This is a genomic window from Mesorhizobium sp. M0136 (assembly GCF_040322515.1).
Lineage (GTDB): Bacteria > Pseudomonadota > Alphaproteobacteria > Rhizobiales > Rhizobiaceae > Mesorhizobium.
The window spans coordinates 25856-51020 of record NZ_JAMYTP010000023.1 but is presented as its reverse complement, the minus strand read 5'-3'; the positions used below and the strand labels follow the sequence as shown (position 1 = coordinate 51020).

Annotated in this window: 28 protein-coding genes; 27 read left to right on the top strand and 1 reads right to left on the bottom strand. The window is 64.7% G+C overall.

Translation table 11 applies throughout. From position 1 onward, the window contains the following. Positions 1-11 precede the first annotated feature (11 nt). Genes NKJ35_RS24400 through NKJ35_RS24360 form a run of 9 tightly spaced genes read left to right on the top strand, consistent with a single transcriptional unit; the run spans position 12 to position 7094 of the window. Positions 12-503 carry a hypothetical protein gene (locus NKJ35_RS24400; RefSeq protein ID WP_352649877.1) on the top strand — a complete coding sequence of 164 codons (492 nt, stop codon included), beginning with the start codon at positions 12-14 and terminating at the stop codon, positions 501-503. After that, positions 500-1003, top strand: a complete 504-nt coding sequence (locus tag NKJ35_RS24395; protein ID WP_352649876.1) for a GcrA family cell cycle regulator — start codon at positions 500-502, stop codon at positions 1001-1003. Before NKJ35_RS24400 ends, NKJ35_RS24395 begins: the two co-directional genes overlap by 4 nt. Beyond that, entirely contained in the window at positions 1000-1233 is a 234-nt protein-coding gene (locus NKJ35_RS24390) for a hypothetical protein (protein WP_352649875.1), read from the top strand. Before NKJ35_RS24395 ends, NKJ35_RS24390 begins: the two co-directional genes overlap by 4 nt. Then, positions 1230-3941: a DNA methyltransferase gene (locus tag NKJ35_RS24385; protein ID WP_352649874.1), complete on the top strand. Its 2712-nt coding sequence runs from the start codon at positions 1230-1232 to the stop codon at positions 3939-3941. The genes NKJ35_RS24390 and NKJ35_RS24385 overlap by 4 nt, the downstream gene beginning before the upstream one ends. Next, positions 3938-4198, top strand: coding sequence for a hypothetical protein (locus NKJ35_RS24380; RefSeq protein WP_352649873.1), 261 nt, complete (start codon positions 3938-3940; stop codon positions 4196-4198). Before NKJ35_RS24385 ends, NKJ35_RS24380 begins: the two co-directional genes overlap by 4 nt. Continuing rightward, complete coding sequence (locus NKJ35_RS24375) at positions 4191-4490, top strand: hypothetical protein (RefSeq protein ID WP_352649872.1); 300 nt, start codon at positions 4191-4193, stop codon at positions 4488-4490. Before NKJ35_RS24380 ends, NKJ35_RS24375 begins: the two co-directional genes overlap by 8 nt. Then, a complete protein-coding gene (locus NKJ35_RS24370) occupies positions 4483-4776 on the top strand; it encodes a hypothetical protein (protein ID WP_352649871.1) in 294 nt (97 codons plus the stop codon). The genes NKJ35_RS24375 and NKJ35_RS24370 overlap by 8 nt, the downstream gene beginning before the upstream one ends. After that, positions 4764-5009, top strand: coding sequence for a hypothetical protein (locus NKJ35_RS24365; protein ID WP_352649869.1), 246 nt, complete (start codon positions 4764-4766; stop codon positions 5007-5009). Before NKJ35_RS24370 ends, NKJ35_RS24365 begins: the two co-directional genes overlap by 13 nt. Then, positions 5010-7094 carry a DNA cytosine methyltransferase gene (locus NKJ35_RS24360; protein ID WP_352649868.1) on the top strand — a complete coding sequence of 695 codons (2085 nt, stop codon included), beginning with the start codon at positions 5010-5012 and terminating at the stop codon, positions 7092-7094. An 8-nt stretch (positions 7095-7102) separates the two neighbouring features. Here the strand turns inward: NKJ35_RS24360 and NKJ35_RS24355 are convergent, their stop codons facing one another. After that, entirely contained in the window at positions 7103-8083 is a 981-nt protein-coding gene (locus NKJ35_RS24355) for a DUF6161 domain-containing protein (protein WP_352649867.1), read from the bottom strand. Positions 8084-8487: 404 nt separating this feature from the next. Here NKJ35_RS24355 and NKJ35_RS24350 point away from each other — a divergent pair, with 404 nt between their 5' ends. The 18 genes from NKJ35_RS24350 (at position 8488) to NKJ35_RS24265 (ending at position 25069) form a co-directional block, all read left to right on the top strand. Then, positions 8488-9732 (top strand): P4 alpha zinc-binding domain-containing protein, encoded by a 1245-nt coding sequence (locus tag NKJ35_RS24350; protein ID WP_352649866.1) that lies wholly within the window; start codon positions 8488-8490, stop codon positions 9730-9732. A gap of 17 nt (positions 9733-9749) precedes the next feature. Then, on the top strand, positions 9750-11552 hold the full coding sequence (locus tag NKJ35_RS24345; RefSeq protein ID WP_352649865.1) for a DNA primase family protein: 1803 nt from the start codon (positions 9750-9752) through the stop codon (positions 11550-11552). A gap of 354 nt (positions 11553-11906) precedes the next feature. Then, the gene (locus NKJ35_RS24340; RefSeq protein ID WP_352649864.1) at positions 11907-12743 is read left to right on the top strand and encodes a hypothetical protein; all 837 of its coding nucleotides are present in this window, start codon (positions 11907-11909) and stop codon (positions 12741-12743) included. A 93-nt stretch (positions 12744-12836) separates the two neighbouring features. Then, on the top strand, positions 12837-13373 hold the full coding sequence (locus NKJ35_RS24335) for a phage tail protein (RefSeq protein ID WP_352649863.1): 537 nt from the start codon (positions 12837-12839) through the stop codon (positions 13371-13373). A 142-nt stretch (positions 13374-13515) separates the two neighbouring features. Then, positions 13516-14154 carry a hypothetical protein gene (locus tag NKJ35_RS24330; protein WP_352649862.1) on the top strand — a complete coding sequence of 213 codons (639 nt, stop codon included), beginning with the start codon at positions 13516-13518 and terminating at the stop codon, positions 14152-14154. Further along, positions 14151-16265: a phage terminase large subunit family protein gene (locus NKJ35_RS24325; RefSeq protein ID WP_352649861.1), complete on the top strand. Its 2115-nt coding sequence runs from the start codon at positions 14151-14153 to the stop codon at positions 16263-16265. Before NKJ35_RS24330 ends, NKJ35_RS24325 begins: the two co-directional genes overlap by 4 nt. Continuing rightward, a complete protein-coding gene (locus tag NKJ35_RS24320) occupies positions 16247-17857 on the top strand; it encodes a phage portal protein (protein WP_352649860.1) in 1611 nt (536 codons plus the stop codon). The genes NKJ35_RS24325 and NKJ35_RS24320 overlap by 19 nt, the downstream gene beginning before the upstream one ends. Continuing rightward, entirely contained in the window at positions 17857-18144 is a 288-nt protein-coding gene (locus NKJ35_RS24315; RefSeq protein WP_352649859.1) for a hypothetical protein, read from the top strand. The genes NKJ35_RS24320 and NKJ35_RS24315 overlap by 1 nt, the downstream gene beginning before the upstream one ends. Further along, positions 18135-19058, top strand: a complete 924-nt coding sequence (locus NKJ35_RS24310; protein WP_352649858.1) for a S49 family peptidase — start codon at positions 18135-18137, stop codon at positions 19056-19058. Before NKJ35_RS24315 ends, NKJ35_RS24310 begins: the two co-directional genes overlap by 10 nt. A gap of 137 nt (positions 19059-19195) precedes the next feature. Continuing rightward, positions 19196-19600, top strand: a complete 405-nt coding sequence (locus tag NKJ35_RS24305; RefSeq protein WP_352649857.1) for a hypothetical protein — start codon at positions 19196-19198, stop codon at positions 19598-19600. A gap of 46 nt (positions 19601-19646) precedes the next feature. Continuing rightward, a complete protein-coding gene (locus tag NKJ35_RS24300) occupies positions 19647-20315 on the top strand; it encodes a head decoration protein (RefSeq protein WP_352649856.1) in 669 nt (222 codons plus the stop codon). Positions 20316-20408: 93 nt separating this feature from the next. Beyond that, complete coding sequence (locus NKJ35_RS24295) at positions 20409-21437, top strand: major capsid protein (RefSeq protein ID WP_352649855.1); 1029 nt, start codon at positions 20409-20411, stop codon at positions 21435-21437. 14 nt (positions 21438-21451) lie between these two features. Further along, positions 21452-21883 carry a hypothetical protein gene (locus NKJ35_RS24290; RefSeq protein ID WP_352649854.1) on the top strand — a complete coding sequence of 144 codons (432 nt, stop codon included), beginning with the start codon at positions 21452-21454 and terminating at the stop codon, positions 21881-21883. After that, on the top strand, positions 21880-22635 hold the full coding sequence (locus NKJ35_RS24285) for a hypothetical protein (protein ID WP_352649853.1): 756 nt from the start codon (positions 21880-21882) through the stop codon (positions 22633-22635). The genes NKJ35_RS24290 and NKJ35_RS24285 overlap by 4 nt, the downstream gene beginning before the upstream one ends. A 3-nt stretch (positions 22636-22638) precedes the next feature. Next, the gene (locus NKJ35_RS24280; protein ID WP_352649852.1) at positions 22639-22845 is read left to right on the top strand and encodes a hypothetical protein; all 207 of its coding nucleotides are present in this window, start codon (positions 22639-22641) and stop codon (positions 22843-22845) included. Next, positions 22845-24359: a phage tail sheath subtilisin-like domain-containing protein gene (locus tag NKJ35_RS24275; RefSeq protein WP_352649851.1), complete on the top strand. Its 1515-nt coding sequence runs from the start codon at positions 22845-22847 to the stop codon at positions 24357-24359. Before NKJ35_RS24280 ends, NKJ35_RS24275 begins: the two co-directional genes overlap by 1 nt. A gap of 36 nt (positions 24360-24395) precedes the next feature. Next, positions 24396-24761 (top strand): phage tail tube protein, encoded by a 366-nt coding sequence (locus tag NKJ35_RS24270; protein ID WP_352649850.1) that lies wholly within the window; start codon positions 24396-24398, stop codon positions 24759-24761. Positions 24762-24763: 2 nt separating this feature from the next. Beyond that, the gene (locus tag NKJ35_RS24265; protein ID WP_352649849.1) at positions 24764-25069 is read left to right on the top strand and encodes a hypothetical protein; all 306 of its coding nucleotides are present in this window, start codon (positions 24764-24766) and stop codon (positions 25067-25069) included. Positions 25070-25165 lie beyond the last annotated feature (96 nt).

Genomic DNA, 25165 nt, shown 5'->3' with positions numbered 1-25165 from the left:
CGGAGCCAGACATGGCCGAAATTTCCAGTCAGTGGTTTTACCGCCTCAAGGCAGCGCAGCGCGACCTGATCGAACGCTGCGGCACGATCGAGCGCGCCGCTTCCATCGCCTCGCTGTCGAAAAGCCAGATGGGCCGCTTCAACAATGCCGGCGATCCCGAGCTGATGCCGCTTTCGGCGGTGCTTCTGCTTGAAGCCGAGTGCGGCACGCCATTGGTCACCAGCGTCATGGCGGAACTGAACGGACGCCGTCTTGCGGATGCCGATGCGCCGGGTGCGGCCAACGCCACGATGATGGCGGCGCATGCCGATGTCGTCGTGCAGTTCGGCGAGCTGATCGCCGCCGCAGCCATGGCCTTCGCCGACGGAAGGCTGACGCCGGCCGAGCTTGCCGGCATCGACCGGGGCGCTTCGAAACTGGAAATCGCGGTTGCCGAACTGCGCAAGGCAGCGGCCGCGGCGCGCGGCGCCGGTGGCCTCAGCCTGGTCGGCGGTGCCGCATGAGCGACTGGTCCACCGAAGACCTGCAGGCGCTGCGCGATCTGGCAGGCCAAGGGCTTTCCGCCGCGCAGATTGCGGCTAGCCTGCCGGGTGATCGCAGCCGTAATGCCGTTATCGGCAAGCTCAAGCGCGGCAAGGGCAGGCTCGGTCAGTTGCTCGGCCAGCCGAAGAACCAGGCGATCGGGCGGGCCACGCCCAAGACCGAGAAGCCGCCAAAGCGGAAGTATCGGCCGGTCCGTCGCATCGTCAACGCGCCGTCGATCGAGGCGCCGGTCGAGCGGCTGTTCGAGGCCGAGCCGGTCGCCAATCTGCCGGCGACGCTGCCGATGACTTTTCTCGACGCGGTGATGACGAACCGCTGCCTGCACTTTGCTTGCGACTGGTTCGCGCCGGGCGGTCCCGACATGCCGGTCTGCGGGGCCGAACGCGCACAGGAAGTGCTGGAGACGCGCTACTGCCGCCGGCATTTGCTGAGTGAACGCCAGCCGAGGGTGGCGGCATGACCACAGCGATGCTCGCCGCGCTCAAATGGTTGCGCAACCGCAATGGCGATGGGGTCTTTGACCGCAACCAGGTGCTGGTCGCCGGCGGCGATCGCGCGCCGATCATGCGGGCCACCTGGAACAAGCTAGAGGCCGGCGGCCTGATCGAATTCTACCTCGATCGGCGGCGTGTGCGCGTCACCCAGGCTGGTTATCTCGCCGATCTTTCGCGTGTCGAGGAATCGGCATGACGGCGCATCCCGACTATGCCGAATTCCTGAAGGCCAAGGTGCGCCTGGCGCCGGCGCTCGGCTTCGATGTGGACCCGGCAACGGTCAACCCGCTGCTGAAGCCGATGACGCAGGCGATCGTGCCATGGGCCTGCCGCGGCGGCCGGCGCGCGCTGTTCCTGCGCTTCGGCCTGCACAAGACATCGACGCAGCTCGAGGTGATCCGGCAATGCCTGGTGCATGCCGGCGGCCATGGGCTGATCGTCGTGCCGCTTGGCGTGCGCCATGAATTCTTCCTCGAGGTCGAAAAGCGCCATCCGAACATCCGGCTGAAGTTCATCAACCGGCCCGGGCAGATGGAAGCGCCGAACGAGATCGGCGCCGAGACCGTGCTGATCCACCTGACCAATTACGAGACGATCCGCGACGGCAAGCTAGACCCCTGCCTGTTCACCGCTGCCTCGCTCGACGAGGCTGCCGTGCTGCGCGGCTTTGGCGGCACCAAGACGTTTCGCGAGTTCATGGCGACCTTTGCCGGCGACGATCGTAACACCGGCCGCAAGCACGCCGGCGTGCGCTATCGCTTCGTCGCCACCGCCGTGCCCGATCCGAACGAATATATCGAGCTGCTCGCCTATGCCGCCTTTCTCGGCGTCATGGATGTCGGCGAGGCCAAGACCCGGTTCTTCAAGCGCGACAGCGAGAAGGCCGATGCGCTCACCCTGCATCCGCACAAGGAGGAAGAGTTCTGGCTGTGGGTCGCGAGCTGGGCGCTGTTCGTCCAGAAGCCGTCAGACCTCGGCTATTCCGACGAAGGCTACGACCTGCCGCCGCTTGATATCCGCTGGCACGAGATCCCGTCCGACCATAGCGCTGCCGGCGAGGAGCGCGACGGGCAGGGCAGACTGTTCGCCAATTCGGCGCATGGCGTGACCGAGGCTGCGCGCGAGAAGAAGCGCAGCCTCGACGCTCGCATCGCCAAGGTCATGGAAATCCGCGCCGAGGATCCTGGCGCGCATCGCATCCTCTGGCACGATCTGGAGGCCGAGCGGCACGCGCTGGAGAAGGCGATCCCGACCGTCAAATCGGTCTGGGGAACGCTCGACGACGATACCAAGGAAGAGCGCGTCGTCGGCTTCGCCAGGGGTGAAATCGACGAGCTGGCGACCAAGCCGGTCATCAACGGCTCGGGCTGCAATTTCCAGAACTATTGCAGCTGGGCGATCTACACCGGCATCGGCTTCAAGTTTCACGACTTCATCCAGTCGGTGTTCCGCATCCAGAGATTCGGCCAGACGTTCGGCGTTCGCCTCGACCTGGTCTACACCGAGGCCGAGCGAGAGATGCGCCGCACGCTGGAACGGCGCTGGCGCCAGTTCGAGGCGCAGTCGGAAAAGATGGCGGAGATCATCCGCCGTTTCGGCCTGGCCGAACAGGCGATCGAGGGCGCGCTGAAGCGCTCGATGGGTGTTGTCAGGCGCGAGGTGCGCGGCGAAAACTACCTGGTCGTGCACAACGACACGGTCGAGGAAACCCGGTCGATGGCGTCCGACAGCGTCGATCTGATCGTCACCTCGATCCCGTTCTCGACGCAATACGAATACACCCCGTCCTTCAACGATTTCGGCCACACCGACGACGACGCGCATTTCTGGGCGCAGATGGATTTTTTGACGCCGCAGCTGCTGCGCGTTCTGAAGCCCGGCCGGCTCGCCGTCATCCATGTCAAGGACCGGATCGTGCCGGGCGGCGTCAACGGCTTCGGCTTCCAGACGGTCAATCCATTCTCCGACGATTGCTCCGCGCATTTCCGCCGGCACGGCTTCGCCCTCATGTCGCGCGTGACGATCGGCACCGACGTCGTGCGCGAAAACAACGGCACCTATCGGCTCGGCTGGAGCGAGCAATGCAAGGATGGCACCCGGCAGGGCAACGGCATGCCGGAATACACGCTGACCTTCCGCAAGCTGCCGACCGACCGCTCCAACGGCTACGCCGACCAGCCTGTAGTCAAGCAGAAGCCGCTGTCCTTCACCGATCACACCGAGCAGCCGGACAAGGCGCTGCCGCTGGGCGAGGGCGTGCGCACCCAGACGTTCGAACGCGCGCTGCGCAGCGTACCCGGCACCGGCTATTCGCGCGGCCGCTGGCAGATCGACGCGAACGGCGTGTGGCGCTCCAGCGGCGACCGGCCGCTGCTGCCCGACGAGCTGCGCCGCCTGGTCAAGCTCGACGCCAAGCAGATCTATCGCGGCTGGAAGAAATGGGCGGAAGAGAACGTCTACGACCACGCCCTGCATGTCGAATTCGCCGAGGTGCTCGACGCCGAAGGCAGGCTGCCTCCGACCTTCATGATCGCGCCGCCGCATAGCGACCATCCCGAGATCTGGACCGACGTGGCGCGCATGCGAACGCTCAACATGCTGCAGCAGCGCAAGGGCCGAGAGATGCATCTCTGCCCGCTGCAGTTCGACATCGTCGAGCGGGCGATCGAGCAGCATTCGATGCCCGGCGAGACGGTGTTCGACCCGTTCGGCGGCATCATGACCGTGCCCTATTGCGCGCTGCGCATGGGCCGCAAGGCTGTCGCGGTCGAGCTTAACCCTGACTATTTCGCCGACGGCGTCACCTATGCCGAGATCGCATCCGGAGGCGGGCAGGGGCCCGGCCTGTTCGACCTGATGGCGGCCGAGCAATCCGCTGCTGAAATGGATGAGGCTGCGGAATGAACCTCGCGCCGATCGTCACCGACGCCTTCGATCCCAGCCATGTCGATTTCGACGTGTTCGCCATGTTCCTCGAGGCGCGCCGCGTCCATCGCGGCAAGACGCAACGGCGCGTCGCCAAAGAGGCCGAAGTCGAGCTTGACGCCGTGCTGCGCGCCGCCCGCGGGCGCAATCCCGGCAGCTATGAGTTCTTCGCGTTGTGCGACTGGATCGGCGAGGAGCCGGCGCTCTTCCTGAAAAGGGAGTACCGGCATGGGTAGGCTGGCCCAATACGACTTTCGCGGGCTCGGCCGCCTGCTGCGCGCGCGGCTGGAGGATGACGGTCGCGGCTGGCGCGTCTGCGCCGCCGAGATCGGCGTCTGCGCGTCAGACCTGTCGCGCATCTGCAACGGCCAGAGCGTGTCGGCGCCCAAGGCCATCGCCGTCTGCGACTGGCTGAAGCTCTCCTTCCGCGCCTTTTACGACCCGCCGCAAACCGCCGATCCGGAGCGTGAAACACCGGATGTGTTTCACGGGAAGAGCACTGAAACGGAGGGGCGGGCAGATGGCTGATGATCCCAAGCGCTACGTCTATTGGGTGCAGCTGGTCAACGGTTTCGGGCCCAAATCAAGAGCCTTCGTCGTCGTCTTCGAATGCCTGCATGCCACGACGGCCGATATCGACCGCGAGATGCGCCAGCACGGTGTCGTCAACGGCTCGCGGCTCGACACGGTCGACGACGGCAAGGGCGGCCGGCTGATCCGCAACCGCGCCGATTTCATGTTCGGCGTCGCCGGCCTCGTCTCCATCCAATCCTATCACAAACCATGCTGGGAGCCCGACGAATGGCCACTATGACCAAGCCGCTGCCGGGTTTCGGCAAACCAGGCAGCATCGACCCGAAGCAGTTGTTCAAGCTGCCGCTCGCCATGCAGGCGGAGGGCATCCGGCTGCTGTTCGAGATGGGGCTCAGCCCGAACCAGGTGAAGGCGCGGCTCGGCCTGTCCGGCGGCACGATCGACCAGATCCTCGACAAGGCGCGCCCGTTCACGCGGGGCGGCGACATCAATGTCGTGGCGGAGGGCATGTGAATGCTGCTCGACTTCGAGGCGCCGCTTGCCCAGATCGACTATCCGCCCTTGATCCTCGACAGCTTTGCCGGTGGGGGAGGTGCTTCGACCGGCATCGAGATGGCGCTTGGCCGTTCGCCCGACATCGCCATCAACCACAATCCGGCGGCACTCGCGCTGCATGCGGCGAACCATCCCGAGACGCTGCACCTGTCGGAAAACGTCTACAAGGTCGACCCGCTCGACCATGTCGCTGGCAAGCATATCGGGCTCGGCTGGTTTTCGCCCGATTGCAAACACTTCTCGAAGGCCAAGGGCGGCAAGCCGGTCGAGCGCAACATTCGCGATCTCGCTTGGATCATTCCGGGCTGGGTCGAACGTATTCAGGAAAGCGGCGGCAGCATCGATGTCGTCATCCTGGAGAATGTCGAGGAGTTTCAGGATTGGGGACCGCTGCTCGATACCGAGCGCGGCCTCATGCCCGATCCCGAAGCGCGCGGGCTGACCTTCCAGAAGTGGTGTCGTGCTCTCCGGCGGCTTGGCGGACGGATCGAGCATCGCGAGCTCCGCGCCTGCGATTTCGGCGCGCCGACCATCCGCAAGCGGCTGTTCGTCATCGTCCGCTTCGACGGGCAAAAGATCGTCTGGCCGAAGCCGACGCATGGCAAGCCGGACGATCCGGACGTCATTGCCGGCCGCAAGCTGCCGTGGCGGACGGCTGCGGAAATCATCGACTGGTCGCTGCCATGCCCGTCGATCTTCGGCACGTCGGCGGAGATCATGGACAAGCTCGGGCTGCGCGCCGTGCGGCCGCTCGCCGATGCGACCATGAGCCGGGTGGCGCGTGGCGTCGACCGCTATGTGCTTAAGGCCAAGAGGCCGTTCCTGGTCGATGTCGCGCATGGCGAGGTCTCGCCATCCGGCGTGAAGAGATGGAGCAAGGGTTTCCGCTCGGTCGACGATCCGCTGTCGGTGGTGACCGCCGGCGGCATCAATCATGCGGTGGTCGCGCCATCGGTCATCCGCTTCAACACCGGCGCCACTGGCCACGATGCGCGCGAGCCGCTGGCAACGGTGACCGCCAACAGCTTCAAGAAGCGCCCAGGTGGTGCCGCGCCGCTCGGCGTGGTTGCTCCGGTGCTGACCTATGGCCAGCAAGGCGGCGCGAACCGTAGCGTCGAGGATCCGGCGCATACGATCACCGCCAGCAAGAAAGATCAGAACGCGGTGATCGCGCCGACATTGATCCAGATGGGCTATGGCGAGCGGGAGGGCCAAGCGCCTCGGGCGCTCGATATAAGCGCGCCGATCGGCACTGTCGTCGCCGGCGGCGTCAAGCACGCACTGGCGGTGCCGACGCTGATCGGATGCGGCGGGCGCGCCGGACAGAGCCGGCCACGCGGCGGCGACGAGCCGATGGCGACGCAGACCGCCAAGGCGGACGTTTGCGTCACGGCGGCCTTCCTTGCCCAGAACAACTATCAGGAACCGGGTCACGACGCTCGCGAACCGCTGTCGACGATCGTGCAGAAGGGCAGCACGCAAAGCGTCGTCGCGGCCTTCGTGTCGCGCCAGTTCGGCACCTCGGTCGGGCACGACATGGAAGAGCCGACACATACGGCGACGGCTAAGGTCAACAAGTCGATGCTCGTCGCGCCGTTCATGCAGAAATACTACGGGACCGGTGACGGCGCCCGCATCGATGATCCCTGCCACTCCGTCACCACGAAAGACCGCTTCGGCTTCGTCGAGGGCGAAATCGGCTGGCCGCCTTTCACCGAAGAGCAGGCCGCACGGGCGCGCCAGGTCGCCGACTTCATGCGGGTGCATGGCTTCTGGGATGAGCGCGAGTTCGTGACGCTCGACATCGATGGCGAGACCTTCACCATCGTCGACATAGGCATGCGCATGCTGACGCCGCGCGAGCTGTTTTCCGCCCAAGGCTTCCCGCCGGATTACATCATCGATCTCGACTTTAACGGCAAGCCGCTGCCCAAGAGCGACCAGATTGCCTGTTGCGGCAACAGCGTCTCGCCGCCGATGGCGGCGGCGCTGGTCGCGGCCAATTGCGGCCACCTGATGCGCTACCGGGAGGCGGCGGAGTGAAAACTACATCAGCTGGCCTTCGGTGCATTCTCTTGGCCATACCTGAGCAATTCGGTAAAGCTTGGGGCATCTACGCTGTCGGCTCCGTGACCGGGAGGGCGGCGGAACAATGCTTCCAAGATCACCCCTCTATCCTGTTTCACAGCGGCATCCTGCTCGATCAAGAACAGATAGGTGTTGAGCATGGTTACCCTCTGTCGCGCATCATCCATCAAGAGCAACGAGCGTGTGTTGTACCTGACCAGCAGTCGGATCAGCCAAACGACAAAGCCCAGAGGCGACGTAATGAGAACAAGTCTGCCGAGCGCACTGACCGTGGCTGCTACTTCGCTGTTTCCAGTCGCCCCTGCCACCATCGCGCTCTCGATGTTTTGCAGAAAATCAAGAATGCCTTGCCGGAACCAGAAAGCGCCGATTGGAATGCTGGCCAACGTCAAAATCAGAATAGTACCCGAAAGGTAGAATGCAAAAGCCGCCCAGGCCCCGTTTTTTCCCCACAGTTTGGTTGCTTCGCGCAGCTTAAGGCGTTCTTCGATCGAGGCCTTGAGGCCGTCAAACTCAGCATTGAGGCTCGCCACCTTATCGGTGAATTCGGGGCCATAGCGGGAGAGGCTTTCAAACCGTATTTGCAGGGCCGAGATGTTTTCCTTCTCGGTCTCGACGGCAGTGCTGAATGCGCCAAGCTGCGTCTCAAGTACTCCCAAACGGGCGGAGACTTTCGCAATGGGAAGGTCAAAATCGACCGGGTTCCCGTTGACGAGCAGGAAACTTTCAATCCGTGCGGATGCCATAGCAATACTCACGGAGAGCTGTCGAACATTGTTGTACAAGTCAATTGCAGCCCCGCTAAGCCTGGTTGCTCGCAAGTATGCCGCAATCATGAGAACTACCAATTCTTGGTAGAGGTTCTGACCCGCGTCTCGGCTATCAAGCCTCAAATCGGTAACGAACGCGACAACATCTTCGTCTGTCAGCACGGGAATGCTCAATCTATTTCGTACGATCCATTGCCCCCCCTCCGCATCATTCAAATCGAAGGGCACTCTCCCACTGTGAACCTCGGCAACATAGTTCCCGTTAAAAGCGTCAACTGCACCCTTGATCCCCGCACCATCCAAGGACCTGCTAGCCCAGCTGCTGACGCGGCTGAAGAGATTGGAATGAATTGTCCTTTGATCACGGGCAGCAGCTTCGGCCGCTGCCCTAGCATGCGGACCCTCGAAAACTCGATCTCTATACGTAAACAACTCAATAATTCTGCCGATTTCCCAGTTGCCAAGTGTGGGACCCGGTATTGGCGCTTGGATCGTAGAGGTATCCATAGCTTAACTTCCCCCGATATTTTGGGCGATGATATAGCTTCGGGCGGCATCGCGACAGCGGCAATGTCGCCATGAGCGAAGCGATCAAGCTCTTCATCGAAGACGCGCGCGCGGTGTCGATCGAGGATGCGGCCAAGATCCTCAACCTCAAGTTCAAGCTGCGCGGTGTCGAGCATCCGCAGCCCTGTCCGCATTGCGGCGGCACCGATACGTTCGCGTTCAACACGCGCAAGGAAAAATGGAACTGCCGCGCCGGCGGCATCGGCGGCAACGATTCTATCGGCATGGCCGCCCATTGCGAAGGCCTGGATGTCAGGCGACGCGATGGTCTCCTCGAGGCCTGCTCGATCGTGCTCGCCCGCGACATTCCGGACGAGGGCGAGCGTGAAAGCGATGAGAATCGCGCGGCGCGCAAGCAGCGGCTGGAAGAGCGTCGCCTGCAGAATGAGGCCGCCTTCGCCGAGCGGGCTGCCAGCCAGGGCGAGTTTCGGGAACGCGAGCGGCAGAAGGCGCGCGGCATCTATCAGTCGCTGACGGCCCTGCGCACGGCGGCACAGATGCATGGCCGCTTCTATCTGCAGCATCGTTGTGGCGGCTATCCCGACGCCACCTGGCTGCGCGTCGGCGCCGACGTGACCTACTGGCACGGCCAGGACGAGCGCGGTAGTCCGGCCGCGCTGTATTCGGGCCCGGCGATGGTCGCACCCTTCATCATGCCCGACCTGGTGCCGATCGGCTGCCATATCACCTGGATCGACCTTGATCGGCCGCCGAAGTTCCGACCGCAGCTGGTCGACCCGTCGACCGGCGAATTGCTGCCGGCCAAGAAGATGCGCGGCTCGAAGAAGGGCGGCCTGATCCCGATCGCCGGCCATCCGGACTGCAGCCGCTGGGTCGGTGGCGAAGGCATCGAGAACGGCGTCGCCTTCGGTGTCTGGGAAGGTTTTCGCGCCGACACCTTCTATTTCGCCGCCGGCGATCTCGGCAATCTGGCTGGTCCGGCCGAGGCCTCGTCGCGCTTTGCCCATCCGGCTCTGAAGAAGCCGGACGCCAAGGGCGTCTCGCGGCCGGTGATGATCGCCGGGCCGGTGCCGAAGGCTGACCAGGACGCCGATGATGCCATGTGGGTGGCGGACCACGTCGACGAGCTGGTGCTGCTGGCCGACGGCGATTCCGAGCGGGTGATGACGGCGGCCGCCATGGCCCGGGCCCGCGCTCGCCATGCGCGGCCGGGCCGGCTGATCCCGATCGTGTGGCCGCGCGAGGGGTATGATTTTTCGAGCATGGCGGCCGCGGCCGTTGCGGGGGATTTGTGACCAAAAAGAAGAAAAGCATGCCCGACGAGGTCGCGGCTGTTCTCGAAGAAGCTTCGCGCCAGGCGGCGGCCGCCGGCCTGCCCCGCACCCCGCTCGATCTCGATGCAGGTGTCGCGGAACTGGAGGATGGCGAGCCGGGCACCGGCCCGCGCCTTGGCAGCAAGGTCGATCTCGAGGTGGTCAAGGCCTGTGCCGGCCTCGATCACTCCGACACCGACAATGCCGAGCGGCTGCTTGCCCATTTCGGCGAGGATCTATTGGTGCGGGCCCAGTCCAAGGCGCGCAAGGCTGCCTATGCGGTCTGGACGGGCACGCATTGGGATATCGACACCGGCGAGCCGCGCGCGCTGGCGGTGGCGCAGAATGTCGGAGGCCGCATCGCGCTCGAGGTCGAATATATCGACCACACACCGGCGGAGAAGCACGCGATCGAGCGCGGCGCCGAGGCGTTGAAGATCGCCGAGGAGGAGCGCACGCCGGTGCAGCGCAAGCTCGCCAAGCTGGCCGCGACCGCCAACGCCAACCTCGCCAAGCGCGTCAGCCGGCGCATGAACCATGCCGTTTCCTCGAAGAACAAGGGCCGCCTCGAGGCAATGCTGGCCTGTGCTGCGCCACATATCCAGCGCGGGCCCGACGAATTCAACGCCGACCCGCTCAAGGTGGCGCTTGCCGGCCACACGTTGTGTTTCCGGCGCACCACGAAGCGCGTCCGCAACCCTGCCTTCGACGATCCCCCGGATTTCGAAGAACAGGACAGCCGCGACGACCTCCCAGAGTTTATCCACATCGCTGATGCCGAGCTCAAGGTTGTCGAGGGCCATCGGCGGCAGGATATGATCACGCAGCGCGTTCCGGTGCCCTATGACCCAAAAGCGAAATGCCCGCGCTGGGATGAATTCCTGCGCGACAAGCTGCCGCTCGACGAAGTGCGCCGCATGGTCCAGGTCGCCTCGGGCCTCGGCCTGGTCGGCGTCACCGTGCAGAAACTGTTCTTCCACTATGGCAAGGGCGCCAACGGCAAGTCGGTCTACATGGAAACGCTGTGCCGGCTGCTCGGCGAGGTCGCCGTCACCCTGCCATCGGAATCGTTCATCGGCGAGGGTAAGGCGGGCGGTGCCGCCAATCCCGACATGGCGCGGCTCTATGGCCGGCGCTTCCTGCGCGTCAAGGAACTGCCGGAAGGCGAGGATCTCCGGGAGAACCTGGTCAAGGACCTGACCGGCGGCGAGCACTTCACCGTGCGCGACCTGTTCGAGGGCTATTTCGACTTCAAGCCGGTGTTCACCGGCCATATGTCGGGCAACGGCTATCCCAAGATCACCGGCACCGACAACGGCATCTGGCGGCGCATGGCCGTCATCCACTGGTCGAAGATCATCGCCGAGGCCGACCAGCGCGAGTTCGAGGAAGTGGTGGCCGAGTTCGTGCCCGAATATCCGGGCATTCTCAACTGGCTGATCGAAGGGGTGATGATATTCCTGCGCGAAGGCCTGGTCATCCCGGACGCGGTGCGGCTGAAGACGCAGGAATACCGCGACGAGATGGATCGCACCTCGGCCTTCTGCGCCCGCTGCGTCGTGCCCGACGGCGCGGCCGAGCTGACCGCCAAGGAGTTCTATCAGGCCTATGTCGACTTCACCGTCGACGAGGGCGGCAAGCCGATCTCGCTGACCGCCTTCGGCCTGATCATGAAGAAGAAATACGACCGGATTGATGGCCGCATCGTCGTCTATCGCGGCGTCAGGCTGGTCGACGTGCCGGCCTCCAGACAGGGCAATCTTGGCTCGGGCTCCAGCGATTTCGAGGGCCATTTGCGATGATCCCCGCAACCCCTTCCAGACGTGTTGTGCGTGTCCGCAAACCCATGCGCGCCTTGAATTCATTACGTTTTAAGCCGCGACAGTTGCGATAGTCAGCGACACTCAGCGACAGTCTAGCCAGCGAGAATAGGTCAATGAAAACAAACGCTTGCACCAGTTTGCACCAGTTTTCCGCCGCCTATAGAGGTGGGGAAGGGGAGCGGGGAAACGAATTTCTTGCGCCTATGGGCAGCAATAACTGTCGCAACTCCCGCGTATTCCACACAACGGATTGAAATCCCTCAATAAACTACCCTCTACAACTATCGCTAAACTATCGCAAAACTCTCGAAAACTGTCGCAAGGGATAAGACAATGAAAACCGTGACCATTGAGGAATTGCTGACATGGGCCTTTGTCCATGAATTGCCGAAGGGCGGCGGGGTCGACGGGCTGGACAATGCCAATTCGGCCTGGCGGATGCTGGAGGCCTCGTCATGGGGCAAGATCACCAGCTTTGCCGAGCTTGGCGCGATTATCGACCGGGGCAGGGGCGATACCGAGAATTACTGGATCGAGCAGGGCGAGCCGCATGACGATGCGGTGGCAGTCGGGCGCGCGGTGGCCGGCCTGTCGCGCTGCGACGTGGCGGTACCGGCAGGCTGGAACGCCCTGGCCGACTGGCCGGACACCGAAGGCATGGCAGAGGCGGCCGTCGGCAAGGCCGTTGAGCGCTACATGGTCAGAACGCCGCAGCGTCGCGCTGCCGGAATCGTCAGCCTCGTCGTCGGCACGGCCATCCTCGGCCGCGAGCCCGACGTTGTCGCGGAGCCGTCCAAGGTCCGGATGATCGAACGCGGCGGCAAGCCCGCCTGGTTCGTGACCAAGCGGGTAACCGACATCAATGGCCAGACATACGATCTCGAGGTCCACGGCTATGATGAGCGCAAGCAAAGGCCGTTGAAGGGGGCCTATCGCAAATTCGAGTTCTCGACCGATCCGACCGGTGACATCCTCGGCCGGCTCGACTACCAGATCTGGGTCGCCGCGCTGCGCCGCCTCGAGGCCGAGATCGCGCTGCAGCTGACCGGGCACAGGCTGGTGTTCTCGGACCGCTCGATGACGCCGTGGCTGGATGCCGATCGACCGGGTGTAGCCATCGTCGAAAGGGCGGCAGACCGGCCCGCGAAAAAAACTGCTGCTGTCTGTTGACGTGCGGGAGAAACTTGACATACATCTGAACACGGTAAAAAAGAAATCACCCCGGCGCCCCAAGCGACCGGGGTTTTTCATTGGGAAAGCCGCGTGACCGTCGAGCTTCATGTCGATGCGTCCGACTTTGCGGATCTTGGACGCGCCATTGCGCGTCTGCCCGAGCAGATCAAGGCCAAGGCCGCTGCTCGCGCCATGCGCCGCGTCACCGAAATGGCGCGCAGCCGCATCATCAAGCGCGATGCCGAGCGCATCGATATCCCGCCATCGCGGGTCAGGGCGGTGACCACGGCGCAGTTCAATGCCGGCGGCAACACGTCGGATGTGATCGTCCGCTCTGGATGGATACCGCTCTATAAGCTCGGTGCGACCCAGACGGCCACCGGCGTGCGCGTGCGATTGAGAGGATCATATCGCTCCGCCTTCATCGCCGGCATGAAGAGCGGCCATGAGGGTGTGTTCAGACGGCAGGGCAAGGCAAGGCTGCCCATCCGGGAGCTGTTCGGGCCGAACCCGGCGCACGACATCACCAACAACCCGGAGGTCTACCTCCAAGTGCTGACCGAGATCATCGAACAGAACCTGATGCCTCGGTACCTGCATGAGGTCGATCGCCTCTTGCCCCGCTGACCCCACCCCCGGTGTAGGGACCGTACCAGCGTCTTCGACCCATACGGGCCCGGGGGAGCCCGGGATTTTTCTAGTAGGCGCGTCGGAAAGCGGTACACGCAAGAACGTGTGATGCACGCGTGCCGCACGGGACACTGCACGCATGGACATCGAGACCGACGCCGACGCCGGCGAGTGGATTTCGATCACGGATGCTGCGGCGCGTTTGAGCGCGGCCGGTGACCGGATCGACCGCTCGACCTTGTCGCGCTACCTGAAACAGCACGCACAAGCGTTGCCGACGCGAGAGGAGGGCAAGTCCCACCTGGTCGAGTTCGGCGCGCTGGTGGCGCACCGCGGCGAGAACATCCGCCTTCGCACGGTACCGCCGATTGCTGGTCAGCCGCCGGGTGTCGGCAGGCTGCCAGCCAAGCCGCCATCAAGGTTCGCCGGCAGCCAGTCCGACGGTTTCGCTCGCAAGGCGCAGGCCGATGCCGAGATGCGCGAGATGGACCTCGCCAAGCGCCGCGGCGAACTGACGCCGACGGCAGAGGTCGACAAAGCCGGCCGCGACGCGATCGCGCTCATGCAAAGCGCTTTCGACCGGGCGATCGAAAGCGAGGCGGCGAGCCTTTCGGTCAAGTATGGCTGGGACGAGCGCGTTGCGCGCATTGCGCTGAAAGGATTTGTCCGCGTCGGCCTCGACGACTTCAACCGAGAGATCCGCGAGCGTCTCGATCAGCGAGAGCGGGAGCGGGCGGCAGGCGACGTCGGTCCGTTCGACCAGGCGCCCCTGCAATGAGCTATCACGACGCGCGGCTTTCCTTTCCGGAGCTGCCGCATGGGGCGGAAGTCCTGTTCGCCGGCCTCGAGGCCGCAAGCCGGCCCGTCGCAGACCTGACGATCTCGGAATGGGCGGACCGATACCGCGTCGTCTCGCCGGAATCGGGGTCGCCTTGGCCCGGCCCGTTCAAGACCGACCGCGTTCCCTACCTGCGCGAGCCGCAGGATTGCCTGCATCCCGACCATCCGGCGCGGCGCGTCACCTGCCGCTGGGCGGCGCAGCTCGGCAAGTCGACGGCAATCGAGAACTGGTTCGGCTTCATCGTCGACCAGGCGCCCGGCTCGATGATGATCGTGCTGCCGACGCTCGAGGAAGCGACCAAGTTCAACCGGGTCAAGCTGCAGCCGACCATCGAGGCCAGCCCGCGCATCGCGCACAAGGTGATGCCGGTCAACAGCCGCGACGAGCAGGGGTCGACCACCTCGTTCAAGCGCTACGCGGGCGGCTTCTGCCAGATCGTCAACGCAGGCTCCTCCAAGGGCCTGCAGATGGTGTCGATCAAGTATCTCGCCATGGACGAGGTCACCGGCTACCCGCGCGATGTCGACGGCCGTGGCAGCCCGCGCGACCAGGCTCGGGCGCGCCAGAAGATGTATGGCGATCTCGCCAAGGAATGGGAGGGCTCGACCCCCGGCATAACCGGGGAATGCGCGATCTCCGGTGACTTCGAAGCCGGCGACCAGCGCTACACCTACGTGCCTTGTCCGCATTGCGGCATCTATCAGGCGCTTGAATTCGACCAGATGCGCGAGGCCGACCCGGCGGCCAATCTGCCGGTGCACATGGCCTGCATCGCCTGCAACGGCGCCATCCTCGACGGTCACAAGGCCGAGATGAATGCACGGGCGCACTGGATCGCCCGCCGCGTCCATGACGGCGAGGAGAAGGTGCCGGAGGCGATCGCGCCCGAAGATATCGGCCGGTGGCGCTGCGACCCGTGCGAGGGCCGCTGCCGCGAATGGCAGCCGAGCTACCATCTGTGGGCCGCCTACGCGCCGCGCGAACGCTTCGCCGACATCTGGCACCGCTTCAAGGACGCAGAAGGCGACACGACGAAGCTGCGCACCTTCTACCAGCAGGATCTGGCGCTGCCTTATGATCCCGGCGGCGTCGCCGTCGAATGGGAAAAGATCGTCGAGGCGGCGCGCAAGTTTCCGTTCCCGCAAGGGACCATCCCGGCCGAAGCGGGCATCATCGTCTCGGCCGCCGACGTCCAGGGCTACGGCATCAAATGGTCGGTCTGGGCGGTCGGGCCGCGCGACCGCGCCTGGCTGATCGACCGACAGATCTTCATGGGCGCGCCGGACCAGGTCGACGACGCCTGGATCGAACTTGCCGACGCGCTAGGCAAGACCTATCGGACGGCCGGCGGCGGCGAGAAGGGCATCGACATTTCTGGCGTCGATTCGGGCTTTGCCACCGATCGCGTCTACCGCTTCTGCGCCTCGCGCCCGAACGTCTACGCGCTCGACGGCCGCCACCAGATCGGCCTGCCATGGCTCGGCACGCCGGTGAAGAAGGACATTCGCGACCAGCGCAAGCGCATCATCGCCAAGGTGATGCTCTATCCGGTCGGGCTTTACGACATCAAGACCTCGGTGATGGCAGCACTTGCCAATTTCGTGCTCGGTCCCGACGAGAAGGGCAGCTGGCCGCGCAACACCATCCACCTGTCGAACGAGCTCTGCGACGACGAGTTCGCCAAGGAGATGACGGCCGAGCGGCTGGTCGATCCGGACGAGGAAGCGCGCGCCACGGTCTCGCGGCGGGCGCGCAACCTGATCAGCCCGAAGGCGCCGCGCGAGTGGAAGAAGATTTTAGGCCGCGCCAATGACTGGTTCGATACCACGGTCTACGCCTTCGCGCTGGCCTGGCATCTCAAGCACAAGCGCCGGCTCAATGCCGAGCGCTGGGCCGATCTGTTGACCGAACTGCACGGCAAGCCGGCCGAACCGGACCTGTTTGAAGCGGCCGAGGACGGGCCGTTCAAGGGCAAGACCAGAAAAGCCGATCCGGAGCGCGACGCGCGCCGCAAGGCAAACCGTGAAAAATGGGCGAAGCGAACGTGAAACTGATCGACCGGCTCCTGGGACGAAAGGCGGGCATGGATGTTTCCGCGCGTCCGCTTCCCGGCGCCGCGTTCCTGCGCGATTCTCGCTCGGCCATCATCAACACGCGCCCGGCGATCCTGCGCGACAGTCGCGATGAAATCCGCCTCGCCTGGCGACGCGCCGCCGGGCTGGCCATCGACCTGATCCAGAATTCCGGTCGGCTGAAGGGCGCCGCCGACCAGGTGCTTGCCGATACGGTCGGCGTCGAGCTGTTTCTCAACCCGACGCCGGACCTGTCTGGGCTCGGCTACAGCGATGCCGAGAAGGCGGAGCTGATCAAGCTCATCAAGCGGCGCTGGAAGCGCTATGCGTGGAACCCGCGCGAATGCGACATGCGCGGCAAGTTCACCGTGCCGCAGATGATCGACATCGCCTTGCGCTGGGACATGGCCTATGGCGAGGCCACCGGCGTGATCTCCTACATGCCCATCGCGCAACGCCGTGGCTACGGCATTTCGACCGGAACCAAGGTCTGCATGGTGCCGCCGACGGCGCTTGTGCAGGACACCAACGAGTATGAAGGCCTCTATCAGGGCGTCATCCATGAAGCGAACGGCAGGCCGATAGCCTATCGCTTCGAGGAGAAAGAGGGCGGCATCAGGACCAAGCGCGATTACCGCGCTTACGATGCGACGGGCCGGCTGCAGGTGATGCACGTCTTCGATCCATGGGACGCAACAGACGTGCGCGGCATCTCCCGCATCGCACCAGCCTTCCGCAAGCACATCCAGCACGAAATCCTGGTCGACGCCAAGATCCAGACTGGCATCCTGCAGACGGTTTTCGCCGCCGCTCTGACCAGCCCAAATCCGTCGAAGGAAGCCTTCGAGGCGATCGAGGCGCTGCCGGATGACAGCGAATTGCACGGCGATTTTTATGACTATTTCGCCGGCGCTCTCAGCCGCGCCGCGGAAGGCAAGATTTCGATCAGCGGCGATCCGCAGGTGTCGCATCTTGCGCCCGGCGAAGAACTCAAGCTGTTGACCACGCAGACGCCGGGGCCTGAATTTCTGCCGGTGTCCGACGAACTCTCGCGCGACATGGCGCGCGCCATCGGCATCACCTTCGGCGGCCTGACCATGAACCACACCGCGGCCACGTATTCGAGCGTGCGAATGGAGAATTCGTCGATCTGGCCCGTAGTCACCCGCCGCCGCGAGCGGATCGCCGCGCCGATCGCGCAGTCGATCTACGAAGCCTGGCTGGACGAGGAGATCGGCGAAGGCCGCATCCCGTTCAAGGGTGGCTATGAGGCATTCGCCGCCAATCGCGACCGCGTCAGCTGGGCGCTGTGGCAGGGACCGGCCAAGCCATCGGCCGACGACGGCAAGAGCGCCAAGGCGGCGACCGAGCGCCTGGTCAACGGCACCTCGACGCTGGCCAGCGAATGCGCCGAACTCGGCTACGATCCCGATGAGGTCTTCGAGCAGCGAGTGCGCGAGCACCAGAAATATGTCGCGGCAGAAATGCCTTCGCCCTTCGTGCCGCGCAATGCCGGCCCGCCCGACACCGCCGCGCCCGAAGAGCCGGTTAAAAAGGCCGCCGCATAATGCCAATTCTGGTCAAGATCGCCGGCGTCACTGTCGACGCGGAAGACCCGTGCGCGCTCTACCAGGCGCTCTATGCAGCCAAGTTGAAGCTGATCGCCGGTGAACGTGTCGAGGAAACCGAGGTGCGCTCGCCGGTCACCCATCAGCGCGTGCGCGTTTCGGTCGGCAGCGTCGCCGCCCTTGATGCCGAGCTGATGCGGCTTGCTGCGGCCTGCTCGGCCAAGAATGGCAAGCGTTCGCGCTACGCCAAGACGATACGCTTCGTCGGAGGCGGCTCATGTCAGTAGCCCTCGACAGGATTTGCGGGCAGGTGTTCGACCAGCCGCTGCTCTATCATCCGCAGAAGGCGGAGACGCTGGCGCGGTTGCTCGGGCCGCGCCTGACCGGTCATTCGATATCGCTGGTCAATGGTGAAGGCGCGGTCGATCACGTGGCCTTCGCCAACGGCCGCCCGTCGACCGGGGTGATCGGCGACGGCCTTGGCCGGGCCTTCGACCGCAAGGGCATTTCCACCTTCGACATGGTCGAGGGCGTGGCCATCATTCCGATCGAGGGCACGCTGGTCCACAAGGGCGGCTATATCGGCTCGTCTTCCGGCGAGACCTCTTATCAGGGCCTGCAGACGCAGATTGCCCGCGCCAAGAAACGCGCCGACGTCAAAGGCATCGTCTTCGAGGTCGACAGCTTCGGCGGGCAGGGCAACGGCGCTTTCGATACGGCCGATGCCATTCGCGACCTGTCGAAGGCCAAGCCGACGATCGCCATCCTGACCGACTTCGCCTATTCGGCTGGTTATATGCTGGCCAGCCAGGCGCGCCAGGTCATCATGCCGGAATTCGGCGGCGCCGGCTCGATCGGCGTGGTCATGCTGCATGCCGACTTTTCCGGCAACCTCGAGCAGGACGGCATCAAGGTTACCTTGATCCATGCCGGCAAGCACAAGGTCGACGGCAATCCCTACCAGCCGCTTCCGGCCGGCCTCGCTGAACGCTGGCAGGCCGAATGCGAGGTCATGCGCGACCGGTTCGCCGGCATCGTCGCGGCCGGGCGCGGCAAACGCTTCAACAAGGCGGCGGCGCTGAAGACCGAAGCCGAATGCTTCAACGCCGCAGAGGCCTTGCGGCTCGGCCTGGTCGACGCAATCGGCAACGGCCAGGAAGCCTTCGCCGCCTTCATCTCGGCAGTCAACGGAAAGGACTGATCATCATGTCCAGCATTCTGGCGGCGGTGCGCGAAGCCATGTCCGCACCGGCCGACGAAATTCCCCCGATCGGGGATGCCACCGGCGCGCAAGCGTCAATCGAAACCCAAAGCCCCCCGCGGGCGAAGGAGACCGGAATGTCCGGAAATCAGGCGCCCGCCGCAGCGGGCATTTCGCAGGCAGATCATGACGCAGCCGTCGCGGCGGCTGAGACCAAGGGCCATGCCGCCGGCATGGCCGCTTCCACCGCCCGCCTTACGGCGGCGCTTGGTGCCGACGGCGTCAAGGGCGATGCCGGCCGCATGTCGGCCGCCCTCGACCTGGCGGCGAAGTCGCCTTCTATGTCCGGCGCGGATGTCGCTGCCTTCGTCGTCGCCAATGTCGCGGCAACCAAGCCGGCAGGCGGCGCCGATGCCGCCGCCTATGAGCAGACCCGCCTGGCCGCTGCCAGCCTGGCGCAGCCCGGCAATGCTCCGAACCCCGCCGATGCTTCGGCCGGCTGGAAGAAGGCGGCGGACAGCATCAACAAGCGCAACGGCTGATCGAGCCTTTCGCGCACCATCCTCAAAATCGTGAAAGGCTGAAGCCATGACGACTGTTACCGAAGGCCGGCATGCCGGCGAATTCCTGCTCAGCGAGGCGAATTTCCACCGCTCGCGCGATAACGCCACCGTCGCCTTTTCGCAGACGCTTCTTGCCGGCACCGTGCTCGGCCGCATCGCGGTCGTTGCCGGTGTCGTCGCCACCGCGGCCGCCGATGCCGGCAACACCGCCGGCTCCGGCGCGCTGACGCTCGCCAATCCGGCCGTCTCGTCCAGGGTCAAGGACGGCGTCTACAACATCATTTGCACCGAGCCGGCGACCAATGGCGGCACCTTCGAGGTGACCGATCCGACGGGCAAGTCGATCGGCAAGGCGACGGTCGGCGTCGCCTTCAACAAGGAAATCAAATTCACCATCGCCGACGCCACCGACTTCGTCGCCGGCGACCGCTTCACCGTCACGGTCGCGGCCGACGCGGATGATTTCCAGTATGTCGCCTACAATCCGGCCGGCACGGACGGTTCCGAGGTCGCGGCGGCAATCGCGCTGTATCCCGTCGTCACGCCGGCCGACGCCACGGCGGCCATCGCCATCATCGCCCGCTCGGCGGAAGTCAACGGCCACCAGCTCGAATGGCCGGCCGGCATCGCCGCAGCCGACAAGGCCGACGCGGTCCAGGCGCTCGAGGCGCGCGGCATCATCATCCGCAACTGACGGTGCGGCGGGTGACCGCCGGCCTTTGAATTGAGCCCGCGGCCCGCCGCGCCGACCATCTCCTGCCAGCCAGGATTTCCAAGGAAACCCAAAATGGACAACATCCTCGACATCTTCAAGAATGACGCGTTCAGCTGCACGTCGCTGACCGATTTCGTCAATGACCTGAAATACCGGCCCGGCCGCATCGGCGAGATGGGCCTTTTTTCTTCGCATCCCGTCACCACCACGACCATCGCCATGGAGCGCGTTGGCGACATCCTGCAGCTGGTCAAGCCGACCCCGCGAGGCGGTCCCGGCGAGACCCGCGACATGCCCAAGCGCAAGATGACCGATTTCAAGGTGCCGCACTTCCAGCGCGACTGGGGCGTGCTCGCCGACCAGGTGCAGAACGTTCGCGCAAAAGGGACGTCTGACCAGTTGGCGACGGTGCAACAGATAGTCGGTGCCGTCATTGCGGCCAATACCTCGGACTTCGACCTGACCGAGGAGCAGGCCCGCCTTGGAGCCGTCACCGGCATCATCACCTATGCCGACGGCTCGACCCTCAATCTGTTCACCGAATTCGGCATCAGCCAGGTCGCCGAAGTCGATTTCGACCTGGATAACCCCACCCCTGCCGATGGCGCCCTTCGCCTTGCCTGTACGAAGGTGATCCGAGCTGAGAAGAAGGCCCTCGGCGCCGTGCCGTTCGCCTCCGTGCACTCCTTTGTCGGCGACACCTTCTTCGACCAGTTGCTGACCCATAAGGAGGTTCGCGATACCTACAAGGGATGGTCCGAAGCCCAGATCCTGCGAGACTCTTTCGTTGGCAAGAACCGCTCATCGAACCCGACGTTTGAATTCGGCGGTATCGTCTGGGAGAATTACGGCGAGATCGACGGCGAGGGCGTCGGCATCGCCACGACCAAGGCGCGCTTCTTCCCGGTCGGCGTGCCGAATCTGTTCAAGACCTACATCTCGCCGGCCGATTACATCGAGACCGTCAACACGCTCGGCGAGCGTCTCTACGCCAAGCAGTGGCAGATGCCGAACGACAAGGGCATCAATGGCGAGTTGCAGATGAACGCGCTGCAGCTCTGCACCCGCCCCGGCACGCTGATGGGCGCGCGCAACACCTGATTGGTGCTGACACAATGATCGACTGGAACGAGGCTTCGGCGGCGCTCGAAACGAACGTCGCCGAAATCTTCGACCGCGAGACTTTCCGCGTCCTGCCGACGGCGCGGCGCGTCGGCGTCAACGATACCCGCATGGCCGATCCAGACCGTGTCGGCTTTCCATTCCTCGGATCGATCCATTTCGGCCCGGCCGCACTGGCGCCGGGCTTCTCGCATCCCTCGACACTGTCATCGGACCGCGACCGGGCGCGTGAAATGCCGGCGCATGAGGCAGTCGTCACCGCGCTGTCGACCGACTGGCCCGAGCCGGTCAAGGTCGAAGACCAGATCGTCTGGCTGGACCTCGAGACCGGCGTTGAGAAGGGCCGATTTCTCGTCGCGGCTATTCCGGTCGACGGCGGCAAGCGTCTTGCCATCTTCGTCAACCGCACCAAGGGCCGGCCATGACAATTGCAGCCGAAATCACCCGGCTGGCCGCTGTCGAGAGCCTGTGCCCGACCGTCGCGATGCTGGCCGGCACCGCGCTGCCGACCTTGGCGCGCCATCGCGTCTTCGACAGCCGCCGTCCGGCGATCGACGAACTCGACGCTGGCGAGGAATACACGCCGGTGCTGTCGCTGTTCACCCGCAAGTCGGAATCGCCGCGCCGCGGCCAAGGGCAGGGCAGCGTCGCCCGAAACGGCCGCACCATGCTCGAGGTGGTGGCGGAGCTCTGCGTGTCGGCGCAGGACGAGGACGGCTCGCCTTATACCGACGCCATGGTCGGCTCCGATCCGAAAGCGCGCATCGTGCTCTCGGCGCTCTGTGCCCAGGTGCGCTACGTGCTGACGCAGGGGCCGACCGGCACTCTCTTTCGCCAGATCGTCATGGCCGTCGAGAGCATCGACGAGGAGGGCTTTGCCGTCCCCGAACTCGGCCTGCGCTGGCAGCGCACGACCATGCTGTTCGACTGCCAGATACCCGACGACGACTTTTCAGGCGGGGCAGGGCTGCCGCAGCCGGCCGCACGCATCGCGGCACTGCTGCCGGCGAACTCCTACGCCAGGGCGACACTCGACAACATGGCCGCGCAGTTCGCGGCCGCCGCTCCGCTGCCGATCATCGATACGATCGCCTTCGAAGTGAAGCAGGCAGGGCTGTCCGGCGAGATGGGGCCTGCAGCGTCTATCGCGCAGCCGTTTCCGGAAATCGAGGATTAGACCATGGCCAATCTTGTTCACGTCAAGCTCGCCGATTCCGGCCACCGCATGCCGCACCCGTTCAACCCCAGCGTCGACTTTCCGGCCGAAGGCCTGACCGTCGACCGTGAGGACCCGGCCTGGCTGCAGCTGATCAATGACGGCTCGCTGATCATCGACAAACCAATCGAAGCGCCTGCCTCGGCAGGAAAGCGCAAGGAGAAGAACTGATGGGCATCCTGTTCAACAACATTCCGGGCGCCGGCCTGGTCGCGCCGCTGTTTGCCTTTGAGGTCACCTCCGGCGGCTCCTACCAGTCGGCCTCGCGCCTGCTTCTGATCGGCCACAAGAACACCGGGGCGGCGATTGCCGACAATGTTCCGACGCCGGTCGGCTCGGCGCAGGAGGCTGTCGCGCTTGCCGGCGCCGGTTCGATGCTGGCTGAAATGGCGCGTGTCGCGTTCTTGAACGCGCCGACGCAGGAGACCTGGATCTTGGCGGCGCCGGCGACCGGCACCGCGCGCGTCGATACGATCAAGGTCAATTCGGTTCCGGCCGGCGGCGGTGTCGCCACCATCGAGATCGGCGGCGAGCCGGTGCAGGTGCAGATCGCGGCGGGCGACAGCGCCAATACCGTGGCCGCCGCCCTTGCTGCCGCCATCAACGCCTATTTCAACGCGCTGACAGGTGCGGCGCTGTCGGTCACCGCCACCGTTGCAACCGACACGGTGACCGTCACCGCCCGCCATCTCGGCCTGATCTTTGTCGACCACGACATCTATGTGCCGACGATCGTCGCCGGCAACGCCTTCGCCGGTGCGGCCGTCACCATCACCAACACCGTCGTGCCGACCGGAAGCCCGGATTTGTCGGCGGCCTTGGCGGCGCTCGGCGACGATCCCTTCGACTGGATCGTCTCGCCCTTCTCGGATGCGACCAACATCACCCGCTACACCACGGCGATGAACGACGTGTCCGGCCGCTGGGCGTATAATCGACAGGTCTATGGCCATGTCTTCACCACCGCGGCCGGCACGCTGTCGGCGCTGACCACGATCGGCCTGGCGCTCAACGACCGGCATCTGACAATTCATCCGCGCCTGCCTGTCGCCGCCGGCAACCCGACGCCCGCCTGGCTGGCCGCCGCTGCCCGCACGGCGCGCATCGTGCCATGGCTGTCCGACGATGCCACGGGCAACGTCTCGCGCAACCAGAAGGGCCTGGTCGTCCAGGGCGAGCGGCCGCCGCGCGACCGCTCGCTGGTGCCGACCTATGCCGGCCGCAACACCATGCTGCGCTCCGGCATTTCCAGCGTCATCGTCAACACCGATGGCGGCGTGGCGATCGACAAGATCGTCACCACCTACCAGAAGGACGCCAATTCGCAGCCGGACGAGACCTTCCGCGACATCCAGGCAATGGGTCAGCTCGTCGCCATACTGCGCTATTTCAGGGCGCAGCTTTCCTACGAGCATGGGCAGAAGTCGCTTGCCGACGAAAACCCCGGCGGCCTCGGCGCGATCTCGACGCCGAAGTCGATCAAGGCGACACTTGTGCACGCCGCCGACACGCTGGAAAACCGTGGCGTGCTGGAAGACGCCCGCGGCTTTGCCGACCGGCTGATCGTCCAGCGCAACAGCCAGAGCGCCAACCGCGTCGATATCATGGCGCCGATCGACCGCGTCAATCCGCTCGACGTGATCGCCGCGAACGCGATGCTCTACAGCCAGTATCGCGCCGCCTGATCGTCCAGCCATCAATTCAACTGAGAGGAAAAACCGATGCAGAATTTCGGCGGAGAAATGACGTTCGGTCTTTCGACCGGTGAGACGATCAAGGTGCGCGGCGCGGCCGAGATCATGCCGTCCAATGTCGATATATCAGGCGCCGCCAACCAGGACGGCTCGGTGTATCGCACGGTCGAGCCGACCGGCTTCAAGGCCAACCTCACCTTCGAGGATCTGCCGACCGACGACTGGAACCGGCTGATGCGCGCTTCCGGCTTCAACGTGACGTTGAACGAGGTTTTCAGCGGCGCCCAGCATTTGTGGACCGAAGCTGCCTTCACCGGCACGCCGACCATCAACCGGGCGACCGGCGAAGTCACCGGCGTGGCGCTGATCGCCCGCGTCTACCGGAAGATCTGACGATGGCGGAAACGGTTGTTCCGCTGTCGAAGCGCTATGAGGCGCATGGCGAAGTCTTCGAAAGCGTCACGCTGCGTGAGCCGCGCTTCGAGGATTTGCTGGCGCTGGGCGAACCCTACGAAATACAGCGCGCCGCCGGCAACAATGTCGTCATCGAGAACGTCGACACCGTCGCCGCCTATGTTCGCCGCTGTGTCGTGGCCCCGGGGATCGAGAAGCTGGGCGTGCTCGAGCTGGCCGATGCCAGGCAGGTGCGCGACGCGGTGATCGGTTTTTTTATGCGTACCGCGCCGGCGGTCACCGAGTAGGCGATGTCATCGGCATTCAGGCCGATGATCTGATGTTCTTCTTCAACTGGCAGCCCGGCACGGTGCTGCCGATGCCGTTTTCCGACATCGCCATGC